Genomic DNA, 18,869 nt, shown 5'->3' with positions numbered 1-18,869 from the left:
CGGCTCGCGCGCGAGAGCGCGTCAGCGGCGGGGCGGACGTCCGAGCCGGGGGAGCAGCCACGCCGCACCCGCCGCCACCGCGGCGGCGGCGACCACCGCGACCGGCAGCGCGGCGGCGCTCAGGTGCGCCGGCGAGTTGCGGAGCGCGACCAGCGCCAGCACCACCGGCTGGCTGATCAGCTGGATCACCAGGAACCGCCGCAGCGACGGCCAGAGCGCCCAGAGCTCCACCCGGCTGAGCGGGGAGACCGCCTCGATCGCCGTCGCCAGCTCGAAGACCGCGGCGGTGAGCAGCAGCAGCCCGGCCGAGCGCCAGGACAGCGGGTCGCCGGGCAGCACCAGCCACAGGAAGGCGACCGGCACGCAGAAGGCCGCACCCGTCCGGGTCGACGGCACCAGCAGCAGCGCGAGCACGAAGCAGCCGAGCAGCACCCCGCTCGGTGGGCCGACGCCGAGCAGCACCATCACCGCGATCCCGAGCGCCACCAGCAGCAGCCGCGGCGCCCAACCCGGGACCCAACGGGACGGGCTGGTGCGGACCCGGGGCAGCGGGGAGAACAGCGCCTCGAGCGAGGCCCGGAACCGTCCGCCCCACCGGCCGCGGGAGCGGACCAGCCGCCGGTGCGCGGCCGCCCGGAGCCGGGCCGGGCGGGACCCGGTGTCGAAGCCGCTCACCGCCGCACCCTCCGTCGGGCCAGCGCGGTCATCGCCACGTCGAGCGGCGGCTGACCGGGGTCGGCGGGATCGGCGAGCCAGCGGACCACCTCGACGTCGGAGCGGGCCAGCGCGGCCAGCCGGTCGCGACGTTCCATCGCGACGATCCGGTAGGCCACCCGCTGGCGCGGGTCGAGCTCGGTCAGCCGCAGCACCGGCAGCACGTCGACGGCCACCACCCGATGGCCGGAGCTGCGCCACTGCTGGGCGAGCCACATCGCCTCGTCGTCGAGGAAGGTCGAGAACAGCACGATCAGGCAGCCCGACGGCAGCCGCGGGACCCGACGGCGCTGCTTGGGCTCGCCGTCGGGTTCGGAGACCGCGATCCGCTGCCGCAGCCGGTCCAGCTGGCGCCGCCCGCCGGCCGGCGGGACGGGACGCCGCAGCCGGCCCAGGTCGTCCAGCCCCACCCGGTCGCCGGCCTCGAGGTAGCTGCGGGCCACCGTCGCGGCGGCGTCGCGGGCGTGGTCGAGCGACGTCGGCTGGTCCTCGCGGACCGCGGACACGTCACCCCAGGTGCGGACGTCGGCGCCGACCTCGTCGCGCGAGTCGAGCACCAGCATCACGGTGGCGTCCGCGGTGGCGAACGTCCGACGGACGTAGAGGTCGGTCAGCCGGCCCGGACCGGCGTGCCGGGCGGTGACCCGCCAGTCGATCCGGCGCAGCCGGTCACCGGGCAGGAAGAGGTTGATGTCGCGCAGGTCGCCGCCGTCACCGGCCCGGGTGGACCCGTGCGGCCCGGTCAGGCCCTGCAGACGCGGCGGCAGCGGGAGCTCGCGCAGTCCGCGTGCGGTCGGCAGCACGGTCACCGCGATCGGCGGCAGCTGCTGGGCCGGGCGGATCCGCACCTGGCCGGCGCACGTCTCGACCGCCTCCACGCCGAAGACCGGCCGACGCCCGGTGCGGACCGACCGCATGCTCACCGGCACCGCGCGGACGCCGCCCTCCGCGTCGGGTGCGGGGTCCGTCGCGCGCGGGCGACGGCCGAGCACCATCCGCGCGGCGGTGTGGCCCGGCGCGCTGACCGTGACCCGCAGCTGCTCGCTCCGCGGGCCCGGTCGCCAGACCACCCGGCCGCCGATCCGCCCGGCGCCGGCGTCGTGGTCGCCGGCGGTCACCTCGACGCGTCCGGTCCCTTCCTCCGGTTCGGCCGCGTCCGGTCGCCGGTGCAGCGACCAGGCGACGCTGAGCAGCACCGGGAGGGCCAGGCCGGCCACCTCGACCCGCCCGCTGAGGATGCCGACGGCGAGGATCACCACGGCGATCAGCACCGGGACGCCGATGCCCGCGCCGCGGCGCCAGTGCGTCCGGTCGACCGTGGGCGGCGGGCGCCCGCCCGGCGTGGAGTCGGGAAGGCTCACCGGGCGGCGAGCCGGGTGGACGTCGGGGTGGCCACCTGCGCGAGCAGCGAGCCGACGACCTCGGCGGCGGTGGTGCCGCTGGCCCAGCTCTGCGGGGTGAGGGTCAGCCGGTGCGCGAGGGCGCTGACCGCCACCTCCTTGACGTCCTCGGGGACCACGAAGTCGCGGCCGTCGAGCACTGCCCGGGCCCGGGCCACCAGCACCAGGGCCAGCGACCCGCGCGGTGAGGCGCCGACCTCGACGGCCGGGTGGCGGCGGGTCGCGGCGGCCAGCTCGACGCTGTAGTCGACGACGTCGGGGTCGACCTCGACCTGTTCGACGCCGGCCTGCATGGCCAGCACGGTGGCCGGGTCGACGACGGTGCGCACCTCGGTCTCCTCCCGGCGGCGGGCCAGCCGCCGCCGGACCACGTCGCTCTCGGCGTCGTGCCCGGGGTAGCCGACGGCCAGCCGGACCATGAACCGGTCGAGCTGGGCCTCGGGCAGCGGGTAGGTGCCCTCGTACTCGACCGGGTTCGAGGTGGCCATCACGTGGAAGGGGCGGTCGAGGACGAAGCTGGTGCCCTCGACGGTCACCTGGCGCTCGGCCATCGCCTCGAGCAGCGCCGACTGCGTCTTCGGTGCGGTCCGGTTGATCTCGTCGGCCAGGAACAGCCCGGTGAACAGCGGGCCCGGCCGGAAGGCGAAGGACGAGGTCGCCGGGTCGAAGACGTAGGAGCCGGTGATGTCGGCCGGCAGCAGGTCCGGGGTGCACTGCAGCCGGCGGAAGTCGAGCCCGAGCGCGGAGGCCAGGCTGCGCGCGGCGAGCGTCTTGCCCAGGCCAGGAACGTCCTCGAACAGCACGTGCCCGCCGGCCAGCACCGCGGCCAGCGCCGTCCGCAGCGCCTCGCTCATCCCGACCACCACGGTGCCGACCTCGGCGAGCACCTCGCGGCACAACCGGGCGACGTCCTCCACCGGCAGCGGCGCCACGTCGGCGCCCGGTCGGGGTTCGGTCTCGGGGCGGTTCTCGCCGGCGCTCATCGCACTCCTTCGTGGGTCCCGGTCGGGGTGACCGGGGTGGTCGTCGTGGTCGGGTCGGGCTGGTCGAGCCGCTCGAGCGCGGCCACCGCCCGCTCGAAGGCGTGGGCGGGGACGGCCCGGCCGAGCTCGGCGTCGAGCACCCGGACGGCGTCGCGGCCGAGCAGGGTCTCGATCGCCTCGCGGTCGCCGGGCTCGTCGAGGTCGAGCCCGCGGGTGGCGAGCCGGCGTTCGGCCAGCTCGTACAGCCGGATCCGCAGGGCACGCCCGACCTGGTCGTCGCCGACGCTCCAGGACAACCGGGCCACGTCCCGGCGGGCGCCGCGGTCGCGGGCCAGGTCGACGGTCTCGGGCGACCACACCGACTCCTCGCCGCGCGGCCGGAACCGGATCGCCAGGCCGATGGTGACGCCGATCGCGGCGACCAGCACGCACTGGAGCAGGGCGACCCCGAACAGCCAGGCGGCGACCGGCACCACCACGAGGGTGAGCACCAGGGTCAGCACGGTGCTCGACCGCTCGCTCAGCCGCGGCGGCGGGACGTACGCGCCGCTCACGAGCGCTCCTCGGTGGTCCGCGAGCCGGCCGAACCGGCCGTGGCGCCGGTGTCGGCGTCCAGATCGAACGCCCGCCAGGCAGCGGCGATCTCGGCGACGCACCGGCGAGCGGTCTCGATGTCGCCGGCGGGTGCCCCGGCGGCGGTGAACCGGGCCCGGTGATAGAGCCGGAGCAGCTCGCGGATCGGGGTCGGGTCGATCCCGGTGCGCTCCACCACCGCCACGGTGAACTCGGTCGGGGTCTCGCTCGGCTGTCGAGGCACCCCCGAGCTGCTGGCCGCCTCCTCGAGCGCCAGCCAGGCGGTGAGGATGGCGTCGGTCGGGTCGCCGCCGCGGAGCAGCCGGCGCTCGGCCTCCTCGGCGCCTCGGCGCAGCACCGGCAGCTGCGGCCGGGTCTCGCGGTCCTCGAGCTCGGTCACCTCGACCGCGGCCAGCCGGCGCCGGAGCCACCGGACCAGCACGAAGACCAGCAGCCCGACCACCGCGACGCCGACGGCGATCAGCACGACGAGCAGCACCGCGACCACGGTCTGGCCGGCCGTGCTGGTCTCGCGCGGCGGCGCCGGGACGGCGGTGAACGACGGGGGCGGCGGTGGGGTGAACCGCGGCGTCGGACGCGGCAGGTCGAAGGTCCGGTAGCGGACCTGCCACCCCGGGCGGACGGCGGCGGCGACCAGCCCCAGCCCGACCAGCACGGTCGTGGCGGCGAGCACGGCGGCGGTCCCGAACCGGTGCGACCGGCGCGCGACGTGGTTCCCCGACACGTCCGTCACGCTATCCCGCGACCCTGACGCCGCCCGCAGCCGTCGTCGTCGGCACCCGCTCAGCCGACGAAACCCGCCCGAAACACGGACCGCACTAGTGTCGCTCGCGGGCCCGGTCCCGCCGGGACGTCCGCCGCGGTCGCCGGGCCGCGGCCGAGCCGGAGCGAGGAGGCGCCGTGCACCTGGCACCGTCGGAGACCGAGAAGCTGCTGCAGGCGGTGGCGGGCATGGTCGCCCGGGACCGGCTGGACCGCGGGGTGAAGCTCAACTACCCCGAGTCGGTGGCGCTGCTGGCCACCTGGGTGATCGAGCGGGCCCGGGACGGGCACACCGTGGCCGAGCTGATGACCACCGGTCGGGAGGTGCTGCGCCGCGACCAGGTGATGGCGGGCGTCGCCGAGATGCTGACCGAGGTGCAGGTCGAGGCGACCTTCCCCGACGGCCGCAAGCTGGTCACCCTCCACCACCCGATCGGTGGTTGAGGTGGCCGGCACCAGCAGCACCGGGCCCGGGGCGATCCGGCTCGGCGAGGGCGACGTCGAGATCAACGCCGACCGCGGCGACGACGAGCGTGACGTGCTGACCTTCACCAACACCGCCGACCGACCCATCCAGATCGGCTCGCACATCCACCTGGCCGACGTGAACCCCGGGCTGGCCTTCGACCGCGAGCGGGCCTACGGCTTCCGGCTCGACATCGCCGCCGGCACCTCGGTGCGGTTCGAGCCGGGCGCCTCGCGGACCGTGCCGGTGGTGGCTCTCCGCGGCGCCCGCCGGGTGCCGGGCATCCAGCCGGGCAACGCCCGGCACGCCGACCTCGAGGCGCGCCGCGCCGACCCGGTCGAGGACGAGGAGTGAGGGAGCACCGATGACCCGCATCCCGCGCGCCGACTACGCGGCGATCTTCGGACCGACGGCCGGCGACCAGATCCGGCTCGGCGACACCGACCTGTGGATCGAAGTGGAGGAGGACCGCACGGTCGGCGGCGAGGAGAGCGTCTTCGGCGGCGGCAAGTCGATCCGCGAGTCGATGAACCAGTCCGGCGTGCTCTCGGCCGAGGGCGCGCTCGACACCGTCATCACCAACGTGATCATCCTCGACCACTGGGGGATCGTCCGCGCCGACGTCGGCATCCGGGCCGGCCGGATCGTCGGGATCGGCCGCAGCGGCAATCCCGACATCGCCGACGGCGTCGACCCGGCGCTGGTCATCGGGCCGGGCACGGACGTGATCTCCGGCGAGGGCCGGATCCTCACCGCCGGCGGGTTCGACACCCACGTGCACCTGCTGTCGCCCTCGCAGCTGCACGAGGCGTTGGCCACCGGGCTGACCACGATCGGGGGTGGCGGCACCGGGCCGTCCGAGGGGTCGAAGGCCACCACCGTGACCCCCGGCGCCTGGCACCTGGCCCGCGCCCACCAGGCGCTCGACCCGCTGCCCGTCAACTACCTGCTGCTCGGCAAGGGCAACACGGTGAGCCCGGGCGCGTTCGCCGAGCAGGCGCTCGGGGGCGCCGGCGGCTACAAGGTGCACGAGGACTGGGGCTCCACGCCCGCCGCGCTCGACGCCGCCCTCCGGGGCGCGGAGGAGTGGGGCCTCCAGGTCGCGTTGCACTCCGACTCGCTCAACGAGGCCGGCTTCGTGGCCAGCACGCTCGACGCGATCGCCGGTCGCACCATCCACACCTTCCACTCCGAAGGGGCGGGCGGCGGGCACGCGCCGGACATCCTCACGGTGGCGAGCCACCCCAACGTGCTGCCCAGCTCGACCAACCCGACGCTGCCGCACACGGTCAACACCGTCGACGAGCACCTCGACATGCTGATGGTCTGCCACCACCTCAACCCCGCGGTGCCGGAGGACCTGGCCTTCGCCGAGTCCCGGATCCGGGCCACGACGATCGCCGCCGAGGACCACCTGCACGACCTCGGCGCGCTGTCGATCACCTCCAGCGACGCGCAGGCGATGGGCCGGATCGGTGAGGTGATCACCCGCACCTGGCAGGTCGCGCACGTGATGAAGCACGTCCGCGGCGCGATGGCCGGCGGGCTGCCCGCCGACAACCACCGGGCCCGCAGGTACGTGGCCAAGTACACGATCAACCCGGCGATCGCCCACGGCGTCGACCACGAGATCGGCTCGGTGGAGATCGGCAAGCTGGCCGACCTGGTGCTCTGGGACCCGCGGTTCTTCGGCTACCGACCCGACGTGGTGATCAAGGGCGGGGCGATCGTGATCGGCGCGCTCGGCGACCCGAACGCCTCGATCCCCACCCCGCAACCGGTGTTGATGCGTCCGGCCCTCTACCACGACGCCGGCGCGGCGCTCTCGCAGGCCTATCTGGCGCCGGCCGCGGTCGAGGCCGGGCTGGCCGCCGAGCTCGGGCTGGTGCACCAGCCGGTCGCGGTCGCCCCGACCCGCCAGGTGACCAAGGCCGACATGATCAACAACGACCACCTGCCGGAGATCGTCATCGACCCGGAGTCTTTCGCGATCACCGTCGACGGCGACCTGATCACCCCCGACCCGGCCACCGAGCTCCCGCTGGCCCAGCTCTATGCCCTCTTCTGAGCTGACCCAGGCCGCCGGGAGCACGGCGACGGTGCCGGCCGAGTACGTCGCGCTGTTGCTGGCCGACGCCCGGCTGCCCACCGGCGCGCACACCCAGTCGGCCGGGCTCGAGCCGGCGCTGCGGAACGGGATGAGGTCGGCCCAGGTCCCGGACTACCTGCGCGCCCGGCTGGCCACCGTGACCGAGACCGAGGCCGCGGCGGCGGTGGTGGCCCGGCACGTGTGGCTGGCCGCGGAGCCGACCGACCGGACCACGGCCCTCGACGTCGTCGACCGGGCCTGGCGGGTCCGGACGCCCGCGGCGGCGATGCGGGCGGCCGCCGACCTGCTCGGCCGCGGCTACCTCCGCACCACCGCTGCGCTGTGGGACCTCGGCCTGGCCACCGGACACCCGTGGTGCCGGGCGGTGGTGATCGGGAGCGTCGGCGCGGCCGCCGGGCTGTCGGCCGCCGCGGTGGCCCGGGTGCTGGGCTACGAGGACGTCCAGACCGTCGTCGCCGCCACCCTCAAGCTCGACCCGTTCGACCCGGTGCTGGCCACCCGCTGGGTGGCCGAGGCGGGGGCCGGGGTCGAGGCGATGGTCGCGCGGGTGTCCGGCTGCACCCGCGCCGACGACCTGCCCGCCGTCGGCGCCCCGCTGATGGAGCAGTGGGCGCAGGCCCACGAGACCGAGGAACGGCGGCTGTTCCGTGCCTGACCGTCCGACCCCGGACCGGACCGAACCACGAGGAGAGGACGTCGCGTGACGACTCATGATCATCAGACACCCGGAGCTGCCCGTACATCGCTGCGGCTCGGCGTGGCCGGGCCCGTCGGCGTCGGCAAGAGCTCGGTGATCGCCACCCTGTGCGCCGAGCTCGGCACCCGGATCAGCGTCGGCGTGATCACCAACGACATCTACACCGACGAGGACGCCCGCTTCCTGCGCTCGGCCGGCGTGCTCGCCCCGGAACGGATCCGGGCGGTGGAGACCGGTGCCTGCCCGCACACCGCGATCCGCGACGACGTCACCCAGAACCTGCTGGCCGTCGAGGACCTCGAGGCGGACTTCGCGCCGCTCGACCTGGTGCTGGTCGAGTCCGGCGGCGACAACCTCACGGCGACCTTCTCGCCCGCACTGATCGACGCGCAGCTCTTCGTACTCGACGTCGCCGGCGGTGGCGACGTGGCCCGCAAAGGCGGTCCCGGGATCGGGCGGGCCGACCTGCTGCTGGTCAACAAGACCGACCTCGCGCCCTATGTCGGCGTCGACGTCGAGCGGATGGTCGCCGACGCGGAGCGCGCCCGGGACGGCCGTCCGGTGCTGGCCCTGAGCAAGCACGACCGGGACTCGGTGCAGGCGCTGGTCGACTGGGTGCTCGGCCGGATCGCCGCGCTCCGGGACGGGTCGCTGGTGCCGCAGGACCCCGGTCCGATGGCGCCGCACGTTCACGCCGACGGGGCCGTGCACAGCCACGACCATGATCACGCCCGTGAACACGACCATGATCACGGGCACCAGTCCGTGGGGCGGTGATCACCCGGGCATCGACCGTGTCCGCAGCGGCAGGGGTGGTCGGCCGGACCGGCGTGGTCGCCGGCGTGACCGACGGGAGGCCCTGGCTGCGGCTGACCTCCGGGCCGCTCCGCGCTCAGCAGGTGCACGCGCGCCCGGGCTGGGGCCGGGTCGCGCTGATCGCCAACACCGCGCTGCTGCTCGGCGGAGACGAGGTCCACCTCGACCTCCACGTCGAGGCGGGGGCCCGGCTGGAGGCGTTCGAGGTGGCCGGCACGGTCGCGTACCACGGTCGCGGCCGGGCCTGCGCCTGGTCGGTGACCGCCACCGTCGAGGCCGGCGGTGAGCTGGTGCTGGCCGGCGAGCCGTTCGTGGTCGCCGACGGCGCCGACGTCGTCCGGACGCTGCGGCTCGACGTCGCCGCCGGGGCCCGGGTCACCGTCCGCGAGACCACGGTGCTCGGCCGGACCGGCGAGCTCGGCGGCCGGCTGGTCAGCCGGACCGCGATCGACCACGCCGGTGTGCCGCTGCTCCGTGAGGACCAGCACCTGGTGCCGGGGCTCCGCGAGCTCCCGGGGCTGCTGGGGACGCACCGGGTGGTCGACGTGCTCACCGTGGTCGGCGCGGCCGCGCCCGCGACCCCGCCCGGCGCCACCGCCTACCCGCTGCTCGACGACGCCGGGGCCCTGATCCGCTGGATCGGTGACGACGTCGCCTCCTCGCCGCTGCACCGGCTCCCGGTCCGCTGAGCGGCGCTCGCCCTTCGACAGGCTCAGGGCACGGTGGGCGGGTTCCGCGCGCTGGGCTCGTCGAAGCGCTGAGCCGTCCCGGGAAAGCACCGGGATCGGCGCCGAGGCGCCGGGTAGTGTCGCCGGACGTGACCACCGCGACCCGGGAGACCGCCCGGCCCGACCCGCGGGAGGCCACCACCGCCGAGCAGCGCCTCGCGGTCATCGCCGACCTGGCCGCGGTCCGGTGGACCAGCCCGCCGGTCCGGGTGCCTAGCTGGTCCAACGACACCTGGCTGTTCGACGACCCGGCACGCGGCGCGTGTGTGCTGCGGATCTGCTGGCGCGGTGACCCCGGACGGTTGATCACCGAGTCCCGGGTCGGTCGGGCCGCGCCCGCCTCGGTCGGCGTCCCGCAGGTCCTCGGCTTCGGCTGCACCCGCGACGCCCTGGACCTGACCTGGTCGCTCACCCGGCGGTGGCCGGGGCGTTCGCTCGGCGACGTCTGGGACGAGCTCGACCCCGCAGCCCGCGACCGGGCCAGTGCCGCGGTGGCCACCCGGTTGCGAGCGCTGCACCGGTGGCGTCCCTCCGCCTACCTCACCGACCGCCTGCTGTCCTGGCCTCGCCGCACCGACCCGGTCGGGGTCTTCGGTGCGACCCTCAACCCGCTGCCGCTCCCGCGGGTCCGGGTGCTCGCCGCCGCCGCGCGCACCCGCCCGGGAGTGGATGCCGCCCTCGTCGACGCGGCCCTCGAATGGCTGGCCGGTCATCCCGACCTGGCTCCCGACCTCGACCGGCCGGGCCTCGAGGTCACCCACGGAGACCTGCACCTGCACAACGTCTGGTGGGACGACACGACCGCCGCGGTCCGAGGGCTGCTCGACCTCGAGTGGGTACGGCTCGGCCCGGGCTGGCTCGACCTCGCCCGGGTCGCGGACAACCTGGCCGAGGACGCCGTGGAGGGGCTCGACCAGCACGCCGAGTTCCTCGACCGGCTGCTCCACCACGCGCCCGAGCTCCGGGTCGACCGGCTCGACCAACGGATCCGCTACGTCCGCACGGCGTACCAGCTGCGTGCGCTGTTCTCCTGGCCCGAGCCGGGTCCGGACCCCGCTCCCGACCACCCGGTCCGACAGCTCGCCGCTCTCCTCGACGGCTCCGGACCGCCTTCCCGGATCAGCACGGGAGAGCCGGTCGATCAGTCGGTCGCGGGCGACCGGTAGCCGCCGTCGGCCAGTCCGGCTCGCCGCTCGAAGACGTTGGCCGACCAGCGGTCGCGCGTCCGCAGCCACGACCATCCCATCGCCAGCGCGTAGAGCGGCAGCATCGGCAGACCACCACAGGCCACGTACTGCCAGCTGTGCCGCTGTTCGTGCAGCAGCAGCCGCGGGTTGGCCGTCAGCAGGTCGTCGAACCGGTGCGCGGTGATCACCACGTTGCCGACGGTGAAGGCGGACGCGACCGGGAAGCCCAGCCGATACCCCTCGGCCAGCCACAGCCCGACCGGTCCGCGGCGCGGCACCGCCCGTCCGAGCCGGGCTGTCGCCAGCCCGAGCGGCGTGCTGAGATTGACGGCGTTCGCCAGCCGGCGGAACCGCCAGCCGCGGGTCGGCAGCGGCACCCCGGACGGTGCGTACGGCGCAGACGGTTCGGACGACGGGACGGGCACGGGCAGACCTCCTTTCGCGGATGCTAGCCACGCGCGGACGGGTCGGCGCGGAGCCGGTCGGGGGACGGGCTCGACGGAACGGAGGGGAGCAGCGGTGGGACGGACGCCGACGGGGCCGTGGGCCCTGGTCGGGGCGCTCCGTGACTACCTGGCCTCGACCTCGTGGTGTGCGTGGCTCGAGGTGGCAGGCTCGCTCGGTCGCGGTGCGGGTGACGAGGCCTCCGACGTCGACGCGGGTGCCGGCGTCAGCCCGGACGGCGAGGTCAGCCGGGCCGCCGAGGCCGCCCTCTGCGCCGCCCTCCGGTTCGGCCCGGTCGCCGGTCACCTGAGCACGCCGTTCGGCCGCACCGGCACCCACCACGCCATCCAGTACGCCGACGGTCGCCAGCTCAGCCTGGCCGTGATGCCCGCGACCGCTCGGCCCGGCCTGGCCCGGGGGTCGGTGGCCGTGCTCGACCGCAGCGGCCGGTTGACCGTCGACTTCGCGCCGAGCGTGTTGCGCGCCGACCCCGACGCCCTCCGCGAGTGGGCCTTCCTGGCCTGGTGGGAGCTGGGTGACGCGGCCAAGCACCTGCGCCGCGGGTCGCTCTGGCGGGCGGTGACCTCGCTGGAGGAGGCGCGGCGGCAGGTCTGGCGGTTGCTGGCGGCCCGCGAGGGTGTCGACTACCCGCTGTTCGGGGCGGTCAGCGTGCAGAACGCCGACCGTCCGGTGCCGGCCTGGATGGGGGAGAGCCACCCCGTGGCGATCGAGCCGGAGGCCGTCGGCCGGGCGCTGGTCGCGCTCCGGCGCGGGCTGGAGAGCGTGACCGTCGACCTCGACGAACCCATGGTCACCGGTCTGGCGTCGGTGGTCGGCACCCGGATCGGGTCGCCGACCGAGGAGCGTTGAGTCCGAGACAGGGCTGGTCTCGCATGATGGACTCGCGTCCCGGATGGCGAGAAGGCGTTGTGCGCGTCCGGCCGGCCCGACCGTAGGCTGGCCCGCGCAAGGTGCATCCAGAGGGGGCGAGGGATTCGGCCCGATGACCCTCCGGCAACCGGCTGGCCGAGCGCTCCGACTGGGGCGTTCCGGGCGGACACGGTGCCAAGTCCGACTCGGCCGAACGTCGGCCGGGACAGATGACGAACGAAGGACTTAGTCTTCATGACCGCCGTGATCGGCACCGATCCGACCCACGCGACCACGGGCACGCCCCGCGAGGGCGCGTTCGGGAACGCCAGCCACCTCGTCTGTCGCGCCTGTGGCGCACAGAGCCCGCTCGGCCCCTTCTACGCCTGCATGGAGTGCTTCGGCCCGCTCGAGGTGGGCTACGACTTCCCGACGATCACCCGGGCCCAGATCGAGGCCGGCCCGAAGAGCATCTGGCGCTACCAGCCGTTGCTCCCGGTGCCCGCCGACATCGCGAGCTTCCGCTCCACCGACCCCGGTTTCACCCGGTTGGTCGACGCCGGCAACCTGGCCGCCGAGCTCGGGTTGCGCAAGTTCCACGTCAAGGACGACTCGGGCAACCCGACCCACTCGTTCAAGGACCGGGTGGTGGCCGTCGCGCTGTCCGCGGCCCGCGAGCTCGGACTGCAGGTGCTGGCCTGTCCGTCGACCGGCAACCTGGCCAACGCCGTCGCCGCGGCCGCCGCCCGCGCCGGCATCCGCTCGGTGGTGCTGGTGCCGAGCAACCTCGAGCAGCAGAAGATCCTCGCCTCGGCGGTCTACGACACCACGCTGATCGCCATCGAGGGCAACTACGACGACGTCAACAAGCTGGCCAGCGAGATCGCCGGTGAGGAGGAGGGCTGGGCGTTCGTCAACGTCAACGTCCGCCCCTACTACGCCGAGGGCTCGAAGACGCTGGCCTTCGAGATCGCCGAGCAGCTCGGCTGGCGGCTGCCCGACCAGATCGTGGTCCCGGTGGCCTCTGGCTCCCAGCTGACCAAGATCGACAAGGGCATCACCGAGCTGATCAAGCTCGGGTTGGTCGAGGAGAAGCCGGTGCGGATCTTCGGCGCGCAGGCGACCGGCTGCTCGCCGGTCTCGCAGGCCTACCGCGACGGCTACGACGTGGTCCGGCCGGTCAAGCCCGACACCATCGCCAAGAGCCTGGCCATCGGCAACCCGGCCGACGGGCCCTACGTGCTCGACGTCGCCCGCCGCACCGGTGGCCGGATCGTCGACGTCGACGACGAGACGGTGGTCGCCAACATCCGCCGGCTGGCGCGGACCGAGGGGATCTTCGGTGAGACCGCCGGCGGGGTCACCCTCGGCTGCGTGGCCAAGCTGATCGCCGACGGCGACCTCGACCCCGACGCCGAGACGGTCATGATCAACTCCGGCGACGGCCTCAAGACCCTCGACGCCGTGGCCGGCCAGGTCGGTCCGAAGACCACCATCCGGCCGAGCTACGAGCAGTTCGCCGACTTCTGGAAGGGGCTCGAGGCATGACCGCCTCCGTCCGCATCCCCACCATCCTGCGCAGCTACACCGGCGGCGCCAACGAGGTGACCGCCGAGGGCGGCACGCTGGCCGAGCTGCTCGACGCGCTGGAGAACGACCACCCCGGCATCAAGGGTCGGATCGTCGACGACAGCGGCGACCTGCGGCGTTTCGTCAACGTCTACGTCGGCGACGAGGACGTCCGGTTCGTCGGCGGGTTGGCCGCCGAGGTGCCCGACGGCGCCAAGGTCTCGATCATCCCCGCCGTCGCCGGCGGCTGAAGGCCGTTCCCGCGGTGACCGACCCGTCGTCCGGCCCTCCGCCGGCGAGCGGTCGTCGCGTCCTGGTGCTGCCCGGACGCGCGTTCGGTCCGTACGTGCCGCAGGTCTTCCTCCCGGCGATGGCCGCGGTCCGCCGGGGCGCCGAGCTGGTCGCGCTCGAGTGGGGTGACGACGTCCCCTCCTCCGAGATGCCGACGATGGTCGCGCAGGTGGAGGCCAGGGTGCGACCGGTGCTGACCGGTCTCGATCCGGGCCGCACCCTGGTGGTGGCCAAGTCGCTCGGCACCTGCGCCGCCCGGCTGCTGGTCGAGGCCGCACTCCCGCTGGTGCTGGTCACGCCGCTGCTCCGGGCCGCGGAGGTGGTGGAGCCGTTGCGGGCCGCCCGGGCTCCCGTGCTGCTGGTCGGCGGCACCGGTGACCCGCTCTGGGACGGCCAGGTCGCGCGCGCTCTGTCGCCCCTGGTGTGCGAGCTTCCTGGCGCCGACCACGGCCTCTTCGTGCCGGGACCGCTGGCCGACTCGGTGGCCAACCTGGCCCGGCTGACCACGGCGGTCGAGGAGTTCTGTGACACCGTGGTCTGGCCGCCGCGGACCGCTCAGGCGTAGAGGGCCGCGGTCTCGGTCAGGGTCGTGTGCAGCCGGATGATCAGCTCGGGCGGGTCGAGCACCCGCACCCGCGTGCCGAGCCCGGCGAGCGCCGCCACCGCCGTCCGCACCGACAGCACCTCGAGCTCCATGATCATCGGCGGCCCCGGGGTGATCCGCGGCACCGACGAGCCGACGCTGCCGAGCATGATCAACGCCTCGTTCGGCCGGCCGTCGGTGACCTCGACCCGCACGGTGAGCTCGGGTGGGCGGCTCCACTCGCCCCGCAGCCGCTCCCAGACCGCGACCAGGTCGAGGTCGGCCGGCCGGGCACTCGGCTCGTACAGCGGCTCCGCGCGCTCGATCCGGTCCACCCGGTAGGTGTGCGGCCGCCCGCGGTGCGCGGCGATCAGATACCAGGACCGGCCGGCCTGGAGCAGGCCGTAGGGGTCGACGGTCCGCGTGCTGGCGCGGGTGGCGTTCCGCGGCCGGTATCCCAGCCGGAGCCGGTGGTCACCGAGCGCGGCCCGGCGCACCGTGTCGAAGCAGGGCATGGCGTCGTCGCCGCGGCCGAACCAGCCGGCCTGGTCGACCAGGATCCGCTCGGCGGCTCGCTCGGCGGCGTCCACCAGGTCGGGCGCGAGCCGGGTCGAGACCTTGCGGAGCGCCGTGCGGAGCGGTGCGTCGAGCCCGATCCCGCCGATCGCGCCGGTGTTCGAGAGCAGCAGCGCCTGGATCTCGACGGCCGTGAGGTCCTCGGTCGCCGGGCGGTAGCCGGGTAGCAGCGCGAACCCGCCGTGCCGGCCGCGTTCGGCGTAGAGCGGGACGCCGGCCGCCGACAGCGCCTCCATGTCCCGCAGCACCGTGCGCGGAGTCACCTCGAGCCGCTCGGCGAGCTCGGTCGCGGTCATCCGGCCGTGGACGCGGAGCAGCGTGGTGATCTGCAGCAAACGGTCCGCACGCACCTCCTGATCCTGTCAGAAATACACGACACGAGATGTCAGGTATGAGCGTCAGGCTCGCTCCGAGCACGGGATCCGCCCGAGCCGACGAACGGAGTGATCATGACGAGCCAGACCGCCCGACCCGCCGACATGACCGATGCGCCGCAAGCACTGCCCGATCTCCGCGCGCCGCTGTTCGCCGCGCAGGAGTGGCTGGCCGGGTTGATCGAGGGTGTCCGCCTCGAGCAGCTCGACCACCCGACCCCGTGTGCCGAGTTCGACGTCGCGGGCCTGCTCAGCCACCTCTACGGCGTCGCGGACCGCACCGTGGCGGTGGGGGAGGGGCGCGATCCGGTCTCGGTCCCGGCGTACGTCGACGCGCTGCCCGAGGACCTCGCCGGCGCGTTCCGTGAGCGGACCGCCACTGCCCGCCGGGCCTGGTCCGACGACGCGTCGCTCGGTCGGACGGTCGAGGCGCCCTGGGGGCCGGCGCCGGCCGCGCTGGTGGCCGGGGTCTACCTGTCCGAGCACCTGACGCACGGCTGGGACCTGGCGGTCGCCACCGGGCAGCCGTGCGAGGCCGACCCGCAGCTGGCCGGCATCGCGCTCGGCGTGATGCGCCGGGCGCTGCCCGCGGAGGGTCGGGAGGACTTCCCGTTCGCCGAGCCGGTGACCCCGGCGGCCGACGCCGGACCCACCGAGCAGCTGGCCAACTGGACCGGTCGCACGCGACCGTGACCCCGAGCCGATCGCGGTCAGGTCGTCGGGCAGTTGTCGCTGCCGGCGCCGGGGACGTCGTCGGGCGTGCCGCCGTCCGAGGCGCGTTCCACCAGGGCGGTGACCGCGCTGCCGAACACCGCGGAGTGCGAGGTGTACTCGGTGCAGCCGCCCTGGTGCCGGCCGCCGATCACCCCGACGATCGTCCGGGTCGCGGCGTTCGCCAGCAGCCACGGGCTGCCGCTGCTGCCACCGACGAAACCGTGGCAGAAGAAGGTCGGGTTCCCGGCCCGGCTCCGGAGCAACGGCACCGTGCAGGTGGTGGCCGCGTCGTCACGGCCGGCGTTGTAGCCGATGACCCGGATCAGCGTGCGCGCTGACGGCGTCGCCGACACCTGCGCGGCACCGACAGCCGTCGCGATCGTGGTGCTCCGGCCGTCGATCGTCCGGGGCGCGACGGTCAGCACCGCGAAGTCGTCGTCGGCCGACTGGTCGTGCATCCAGGCGCTGGTCACGTACTGGCCGGTCACCGTCCAGGTGCCGTTCGGGGTCTCGCCCTTCTCGTAGCCGGGGGCGAACAGCCAGCCGCGGGCCGACCCCGAGATGCAGTGCGCGGCGGTGAGCACCGTGTCCCCCTGGCTCGAGGCGACCACGGTTCCGGTGCAGGAGTGGCTGCCGCTGAGGCCGTTCGGGAACAGGGGCCCGACCATCGCCTGCTCGGCGTCGACCGTCGGCACCGGTCGGGCGCTCGCGCGGACGTCGCCGGACTGCACCGGTCCCGGGGTGCGCCCCGCGGACGGCCCCGGTGTGCCCGTCGCGGACGTGCTCGGGCCGGCGATCGACATCCCGGCGACGGCCGAGCGCTTCGCCATCACGGCCGAGGCGGAGAGCGACGCGCCGAGGACGACGACGGCGGCGGCGAGCACGGCGCAGGTCACCCGGGCGCTCCGCGGCCAGCGCGGGCGGGTCGGGCGCGGAGGACGATCGTCCATCGACAGCAACTCCTTCGGGAGGGGTCTCATCCTGCTGCGGTTGGCTGAGTGCAGTCCGAGGACGTCCCCGCGCGACGGCGATCGTGCCCGACCGGCGGTGGCGGGCTGCCCGGTAGGTTGTGCCGCGTGATGAGCCAGCCGGTCCGGATCGCCATGTGGTCCGGCCCGCGCAACCTGTCCACGGCGCTGATGCGCAGCTTCGAGAACCGGGCCGACTGCTCGGTCGTCGACGAGCCGCTCTATGCGTACTACCTCGCCGAGACGGGGCTCGACCACCCCGGTCGCGAGGACGTCCTGGCCAGCCAGCCGCAGGACTGGCCGAGCGTGGTCGCGGCGATCACCTCCGGGCCGGTCGCGACGCCGGTGCAGTACCAGAAGCACATGACCCACCACCTGCTCCCCGCGGTCGATCGCGGCGCGCTCGCCGGGTTGCAGCACGCGTTCCTGATCCGCGACCCCGAGCGGGTGCTGGTGAGCTACAGCAAGGTGCGAGACGAGCCGACGCTGGCCGACCTCGGGCTGCCGCAACAGGTCGAGATCTTCGAGCGGTTCGGCGGCCCGGTGGTCGACGCGGCGGACCTGCTGGCCGCACCCGAGGGGGTGTTGCGTCGGCTGTGCGCGGCGCTCGGCCTCGCCTTCGACCCGGCGATGCTGTCCTGGCCGGCCGGCCCCCGGGACAGCGACGGCGTCTGGGCCCCGCACTGGTACGCCGGGGTGGAGGCCTCGACCGGGTTCGCGGCCCACAGCCCGGGCTCCTCGGACCCGCTGCCCGACCGGCTGCTCCCGCTGCTCGAGCAGTGCCGCCCCTTTTACGAACGGCTCGCGGCCCACCGGCTGCGGGCGGAAGGCTGACCCGTGCTGCAGACGTTCGACCCGCGCAACGCCGATCTCATGATCAACATCAACGGGACCCTGGTGCACCGCGACCAGGCAGGGGTCAGTCCGTTCGACTCGGTGGTCCAGGGCGGGGACGCCGTCTGGGAGGGGTTGCGGCTGTTCGGTGGCCGGATCTTCAAGCTGACCGAGCACCTGGCCCGGCTGCGGCGCTCGGCGCAGGCGCTGGCCTTCACCGAGATCCCCGACGACGCGAAGATCATCGAGGAGCTGCGACGCACCCTGGCCGCCAACGCGATGACCGACGAGGTGCACGTGCGGCTGACCCTGACCCGTGGGGTCAAGATCACCAGCGGGATGGACCCGCGGCTCAACCAGGCGGGCCCGACGCTGATCGTCCTCGCCGAGTTCAAGCGACCGGTCTACGACGCCGGCGGCATCACCCTGGTCACCTCGTCGGTGCGCCGGCACCGGGCCGACTCGCTCGACCCCAAGATCCACCACAACAACCTGCTGACCTCGATCCTGGCCAAGATCGAGGCCAACGTGGCCGGTGCCGACGACGCGATCATGCTCGACGACCAGGGCTTCGTCGCCGAGACCAACGCGACGCACGTGTTCCACGCCGCCGGTGGCGTGCTGCGCACCTCGACCACCCGCGCCTGCCCCGAGGGGATCACCCGCGAGACCGTGCTCGAGCTCTGCGACCGGCAGGGCATCCCGACCGCCGTCGGCGACTTCAGCCTGACCGATCTCTACACCGCCGACGAGGCCTTCGTCACCGGCACCATGGGCGGCCTGACCCCGGTGCTGGAGATCGACGGACGTCCGATCGGCGCCGGCGACCCCGGCCCGCTCACCGCCCGCCTCCGGGCCGCCTACGCCGACCTCACCGCCACCGAGGGCACCGTCGTCGTCTGAGGTGCCCGGGGTACCCCGCGCCCTGAGCCTGTCGAAGGGCGCACCAACGTGCCCTGAGCCCCCCACCCACGTGTCCCGAGCCGCCTCCACCACGGGCCCTGAGCCTGTCGAAGGGCGGCCCGACGTGCCCTGAGCCGTCTCCATGACGTGTCCTGAGCCTGTCGAGTGGCGTGCCAACGTGCCCTGAGCCGCCTCCACTACGTGCCCTGAGCCTGTCGAAGGGCAGCACCGGCGCCCGTCCACGGCCCGCACCGACTCCGGAGCCCCGTCCACAGCCCCGCGCCAC

At 74.5% G+C, this 18,869-nt stretch carries 22 protein-coding genes and 1 riboswitch; of the genes, 14 read left to right on the top strand and 8 right to left on the bottom strand.

Going from position 1 to position 18,869, the window contains the following annotated elements; genetic code table 11:
- Positions 1-21: 21 nt before the first annotated feature.
- Genes FHX74_RS11685 through FHX74_RS21110 form a run of 5 tightly spaced genes read right to left on the bottom strand, consistent with a single transcriptional unit; the run spans position 22 to position 4,415 of the window.
- Positions 22-675: a hypothetical protein gene (locus FHX74_RS11685; protein ID WP_182560280.1), complete on the bottom strand. Its 654-nt coding sequence runs from the start codon at positions 673-675 to the stop codon at positions 22-24.
- On the bottom strand, positions 672-2,075 hold the full coding sequence (locus FHX74_RS11680; protein ID WP_182560279.1) for a DUF58 domain-containing protein: 1,404 nt from the start codon (positions 2,073-2,075) through the stop codon (positions 672-674). The genes FHX74_RS11685 and FHX74_RS11680 overlap by 4 nt, the downstream gene beginning before the upstream one ends.
- A complete protein-coding gene (locus tag FHX74_RS11675) occupies positions 2,072-3,097 on the bottom strand; it encodes an AAA family ATPase (RefSeq protein ID WP_182560278.1) in 1,026 nt (341 codons plus the stop codon). The genes FHX74_RS11680 and FHX74_RS11675 overlap by 4 nt, the downstream gene beginning before the upstream one ends.
- On the bottom strand, positions 3,094-3,651 hold the full coding sequence (locus tag FHX74_RS11670) for a hypothetical protein (protein WP_182560276.1): 558 nt from the start codon (positions 3,649-3,651) through the stop codon (positions 3,094-3,096). Before FHX74_RS11670 ends, FHX74_RS11675 begins: the two co-directional genes overlap by 4 nt.
- Entirely contained in the window at positions 3,648-4,415 is a 768-nt protein-coding gene (locus tag FHX74_RS21110; RefSeq protein WP_182560274.1) for a DUF4129 domain-containing protein, read from the bottom strand. Before FHX74_RS21110 ends, FHX74_RS11670 begins: the two co-directional genes overlap by 4 nt.
- Positions 4,416-4,591: 176 nt before the next feature.
- On the opposite strand from FHX74_RS21110, the gene FHX74_RS11660 reads away from it, so the two are divergent.
- From FHX74_RS11660 to FHX74_RS11630, 7 genes are all read left to right on the top strand, one after another.
- The gene (locus FHX74_RS11660) at positions 4,592-4,897 is read left to right on the top strand and encodes an urease subunit gamma (protein ID WP_182560273.1); all 306 of its coding nucleotides are present in this window, start codon (positions 4,592-4,594) and stop codon (positions 4,895-4,897) included.
- A gap of 1 nt (position 4,898) precedes the next feature.
- Positions 4,899-5,273: an urease subunit beta gene (gene ureB / locus FHX74_RS11655; protein WP_182560272.1), complete on the top strand. Its 375-nt coding sequence runs from the start codon at positions 4,899-4,901 to the stop codon at positions 5,271-5,273.
- 10 nt (positions 5,274-5,283) lie between these two features.
- On the top strand, positions 5,284-6,987 hold the full coding sequence (locus FHX74_RS11650; RefSeq protein WP_182560271.1) for an urease subunit alpha: 1,704 nt from the start codon (positions 5,284-5,286) through the stop codon (positions 6,985-6,987).
- Positions 6,974-7,684 carry an urease accessory protein UreF gene (locus FHX74_RS11645; protein WP_182560269.1) on the top strand — a complete coding sequence of 237 codons (711 nt, stop codon included), beginning with the start codon at positions 6,974-6,976 and terminating at the stop codon, positions 7,682-7,684. Before FHX74_RS11650 ends, FHX74_RS11645 begins: the two co-directional genes overlap by 14 nt.
- Positions 7,685-7,786: 102 nt before the next feature.
- Entirely contained in the window at positions 7,787-8,503 is a 717-nt protein-coding gene (gene ureG, locus FHX74_RS11640; RefSeq protein ID WP_328823780.1) for an urease accessory protein UreG, read from the top strand.
- 17 nt (positions 8,504-8,520) lie between these two features.
- Positions 8,521-9,231 carry an urease accessory protein UreD gene (locus tag FHX74_RS11635; protein WP_182560266.1) on the top strand — a complete coding sequence of 237 codons (711 nt, stop codon included), beginning with the start codon at positions 8,521-8,523 and terminating at the stop codon, positions 9,229-9,231.
- Between the two features lie 128 nt (positions 9,232-9,359).
- The gene (locus tag FHX74_RS11630; RefSeq protein WP_182560265.1) at positions 9,360-10,436 is read left to right on the top strand and encodes a phosphotransferase family protein; all 1,077 of its coding nucleotides are present in this window, start codon (positions 9,360-9,362) and stop codon (positions 10,434-10,436) included.
- Here FHX74_RS11630 and FHX74_RS11625 read toward each other — a convergent pair.
- Positions 10,412-10,882 (bottom strand): hypothetical protein, encoded by a 471-nt coding sequence (locus FHX74_RS11625; protein ID WP_328823779.1) that lies wholly within the window; start codon positions 10,880-10,882, stop codon positions 10,412-10,414. The two genes, FHX74_RS11630 and FHX74_RS11625, sit on opposite strands and share 25 nt — an antisense overlap.
- A gap of 94 nt (positions 10,883-10,976) precedes the next feature.
- Between FHX74_RS11625 and FHX74_RS11620 the strand changes: the two genes are divergently transcribed.
- From FHX74_RS11620 to FHX74_RS11605, 4 genes are all read left to right on the top strand, one after another.
- Positions 10,977-11,771: a hypothetical protein gene (locus FHX74_RS11620; RefSeq protein ID WP_182560264.1), complete on the top strand. Its 795-nt coding sequence runs from the start codon at positions 10,977-10,979 to the stop codon at positions 11,769-11,771.
- Between the two features lie 101 nt (positions 11,772-11,872).
- Positions 11,873-12,008: riboswitch (SAM riboswitch) on the top strand.
- An 18-nt stretch (positions 12,009-12,026) separates the two neighbouring features.
- Entirely contained in the window at positions 12,027-13,319 is a 1,293-nt protein-coding gene (gene thrC, locus FHX74_RS11615; protein ID WP_182560263.1) for a threonine synthase, read from the top strand.
- Positions 13,316-13,591, top strand: coding sequence for a MoaD/ThiS family protein (locus FHX74_RS11610; RefSeq protein ID WP_182560262.1), 276 nt, complete (start codon positions 13,316-13,318; stop codon positions 13,589-13,591). Before thrC ends, FHX74_RS11610 begins: the two co-directional genes overlap by 4 nt.
- 14 nt (positions 13,592-13,605) lie before the next feature.
- On the top strand, positions 13,606-14,196 hold the full coding sequence (locus tag FHX74_RS11605; RefSeq protein ID WP_328823778.1) for an alpha/beta hydrolase: 591 nt from the start codon (positions 13,606-13,608) through the stop codon (positions 14,194-14,196).
- On the opposite strand, the gene FHX74_RS11600 is transcribed toward FHX74_RS11605, so the two are convergent.
- Positions 14,187-15,140 (bottom strand): helix-turn-helix transcriptional regulator, encoded by a 954-nt coding sequence (locus FHX74_RS11600; RefSeq protein WP_182560261.1) that lies wholly within the window; start codon positions 15,138-15,140, stop codon positions 14,187-14,189. The two genes, FHX74_RS11605 and FHX74_RS11600, sit on opposite strands and share 10 nt — an antisense overlap.
- Positions 15,141-15,239: 99 nt before the next feature.
- Here FHX74_RS11600 and FHX74_RS11595 point away from each other — a divergent pair, with 99 nt between their 5' ends.
- Positions 15,240-15,857 carry a TIGR03086 family metal-binding protein gene (locus FHX74_RS11595; RefSeq protein ID WP_220483770.1) on the top strand — a complete coding sequence of 206 codons (618 nt, stop codon included), beginning with the start codon at positions 15,240-15,242 and terminating at the stop codon, positions 15,855-15,857.
- 17 nt (positions 15,858-15,874) lie between these two features.
- Here the strand turns inward: FHX74_RS11595 and FHX74_RS11590 are convergent, their stop codons facing one another.
- On the bottom strand, positions 15,875-16,828 hold the full coding sequence (locus tag FHX74_RS11590) for a trypsin-like serine peptidase (RefSeq protein ID WP_182560260.1): 954 nt from the start codon (positions 16,826-16,828) through the stop codon (positions 15,875-15,877).
- 129 nt (positions 16,829-16,957) lie between these two features.
- Here FHX74_RS11590 and FHX74_RS11585 point away from each other — a divergent pair, with 129 nt between their 5' ends.
- Together FHX74_RS11585 and FHX74_RS11580 are read left to right on the top strand one after the other, a co-directional pair.
- Positions 16,958-17,680 (top strand): sulfotransferase-like domain-containing protein, encoded by a 723-nt coding sequence (locus tag FHX74_RS11585; RefSeq protein ID WP_182560483.1) that lies wholly within the window; start codon positions 16,958-16,960, stop codon positions 17,678-17,680.
- A gap of 3 nt (positions 17,681-17,683) precedes the next feature.
- A complete protein-coding gene (locus FHX74_RS11580; RefSeq protein WP_182560258.1) occupies positions 17,684-18,583 on the top strand; it encodes an aminotransferase class IV in 900 nt (299 codons plus the stop codon).
- The last annotated feature ends 286 nt before the right edge of the window (positions 18,584-18,869 follow it).

It is taken from the genome of Microlunatus kandeliicorticis (assembly GCF_014137855.1).
Taxonomy (GTDB): Bacteria; Actinomycetota; Actinomycetes; order Propionibacteriales; family Propionibacteriaceae; genus Microlunatus; species Microlunatus kandeliicorticis.
The sequence above is the reverse complement of the archived record's forward strand: the minus strand, read 5'-3'. Positions and strand labels throughout refer to the sequence as shown.

What these genes read in the sequence shown, in the direction of transcription:
- FHX74_RS11675 (WP_182560278.1), bottom strand. Translation starts at nt 3,097, where the DNA reads ATGAGCGCCGGCGAGAACCGCCCCGAGACCGAACCCCGACCGGGCGCC.
- FHX74_RS11650 (WP_182560271.1), top strand. Translation starts at nt 5,284, where the DNA reads ATGACCCGCATCCCGCGCGCCGACTACGCGGCGATCTTCGGACCGACG.
- FHX74_RS11645 (WP_182560269.1), top strand. Translation starts at nt 6,974, where the DNA reads ATGCCCTCTTCTGAGCTGACCCAGGCCGCCGGGAGCACGGCGACGGTG.
- thrC (WP_182560263.1), top strand. Translation starts at nt 12,027, where the DNA reads ATGACCGCCGTGATCGGCACCGATCCGACCCACGCGACCACGGGCACG.
- FHX74_RS11610 (WP_182560262.1), top strand. Translation starts at nt 13,316, where the DNA reads ATGACCGCCTCCGTCCGCATCCCCACCATCCTGCGCAGCTACACCGGC.
- FHX74_RS11595 (WP_220483770.1), top strand. Translation starts at nt 15,240, where the DNA reads ATGACGAGCCAGACCGCCCGACCCGCCGACATGACCGATGCGCCGCAA.
- FHX74_RS11590 (WP_182560260.1), bottom strand. Translation starts at nt 16,828, where the DNA reads ATGGACGATCGTCCTCCGCGCCCGACCCGCCCGCGCTGGCCGCGGAGC.
- FHX74_RS11585 (WP_182560483.1), top strand. Translation starts at nt 16,958, where the DNA reads ATGAGCCAGCCGGTCCGGATCGCCATGTGGTCCGGCCCGCGCAACCTG.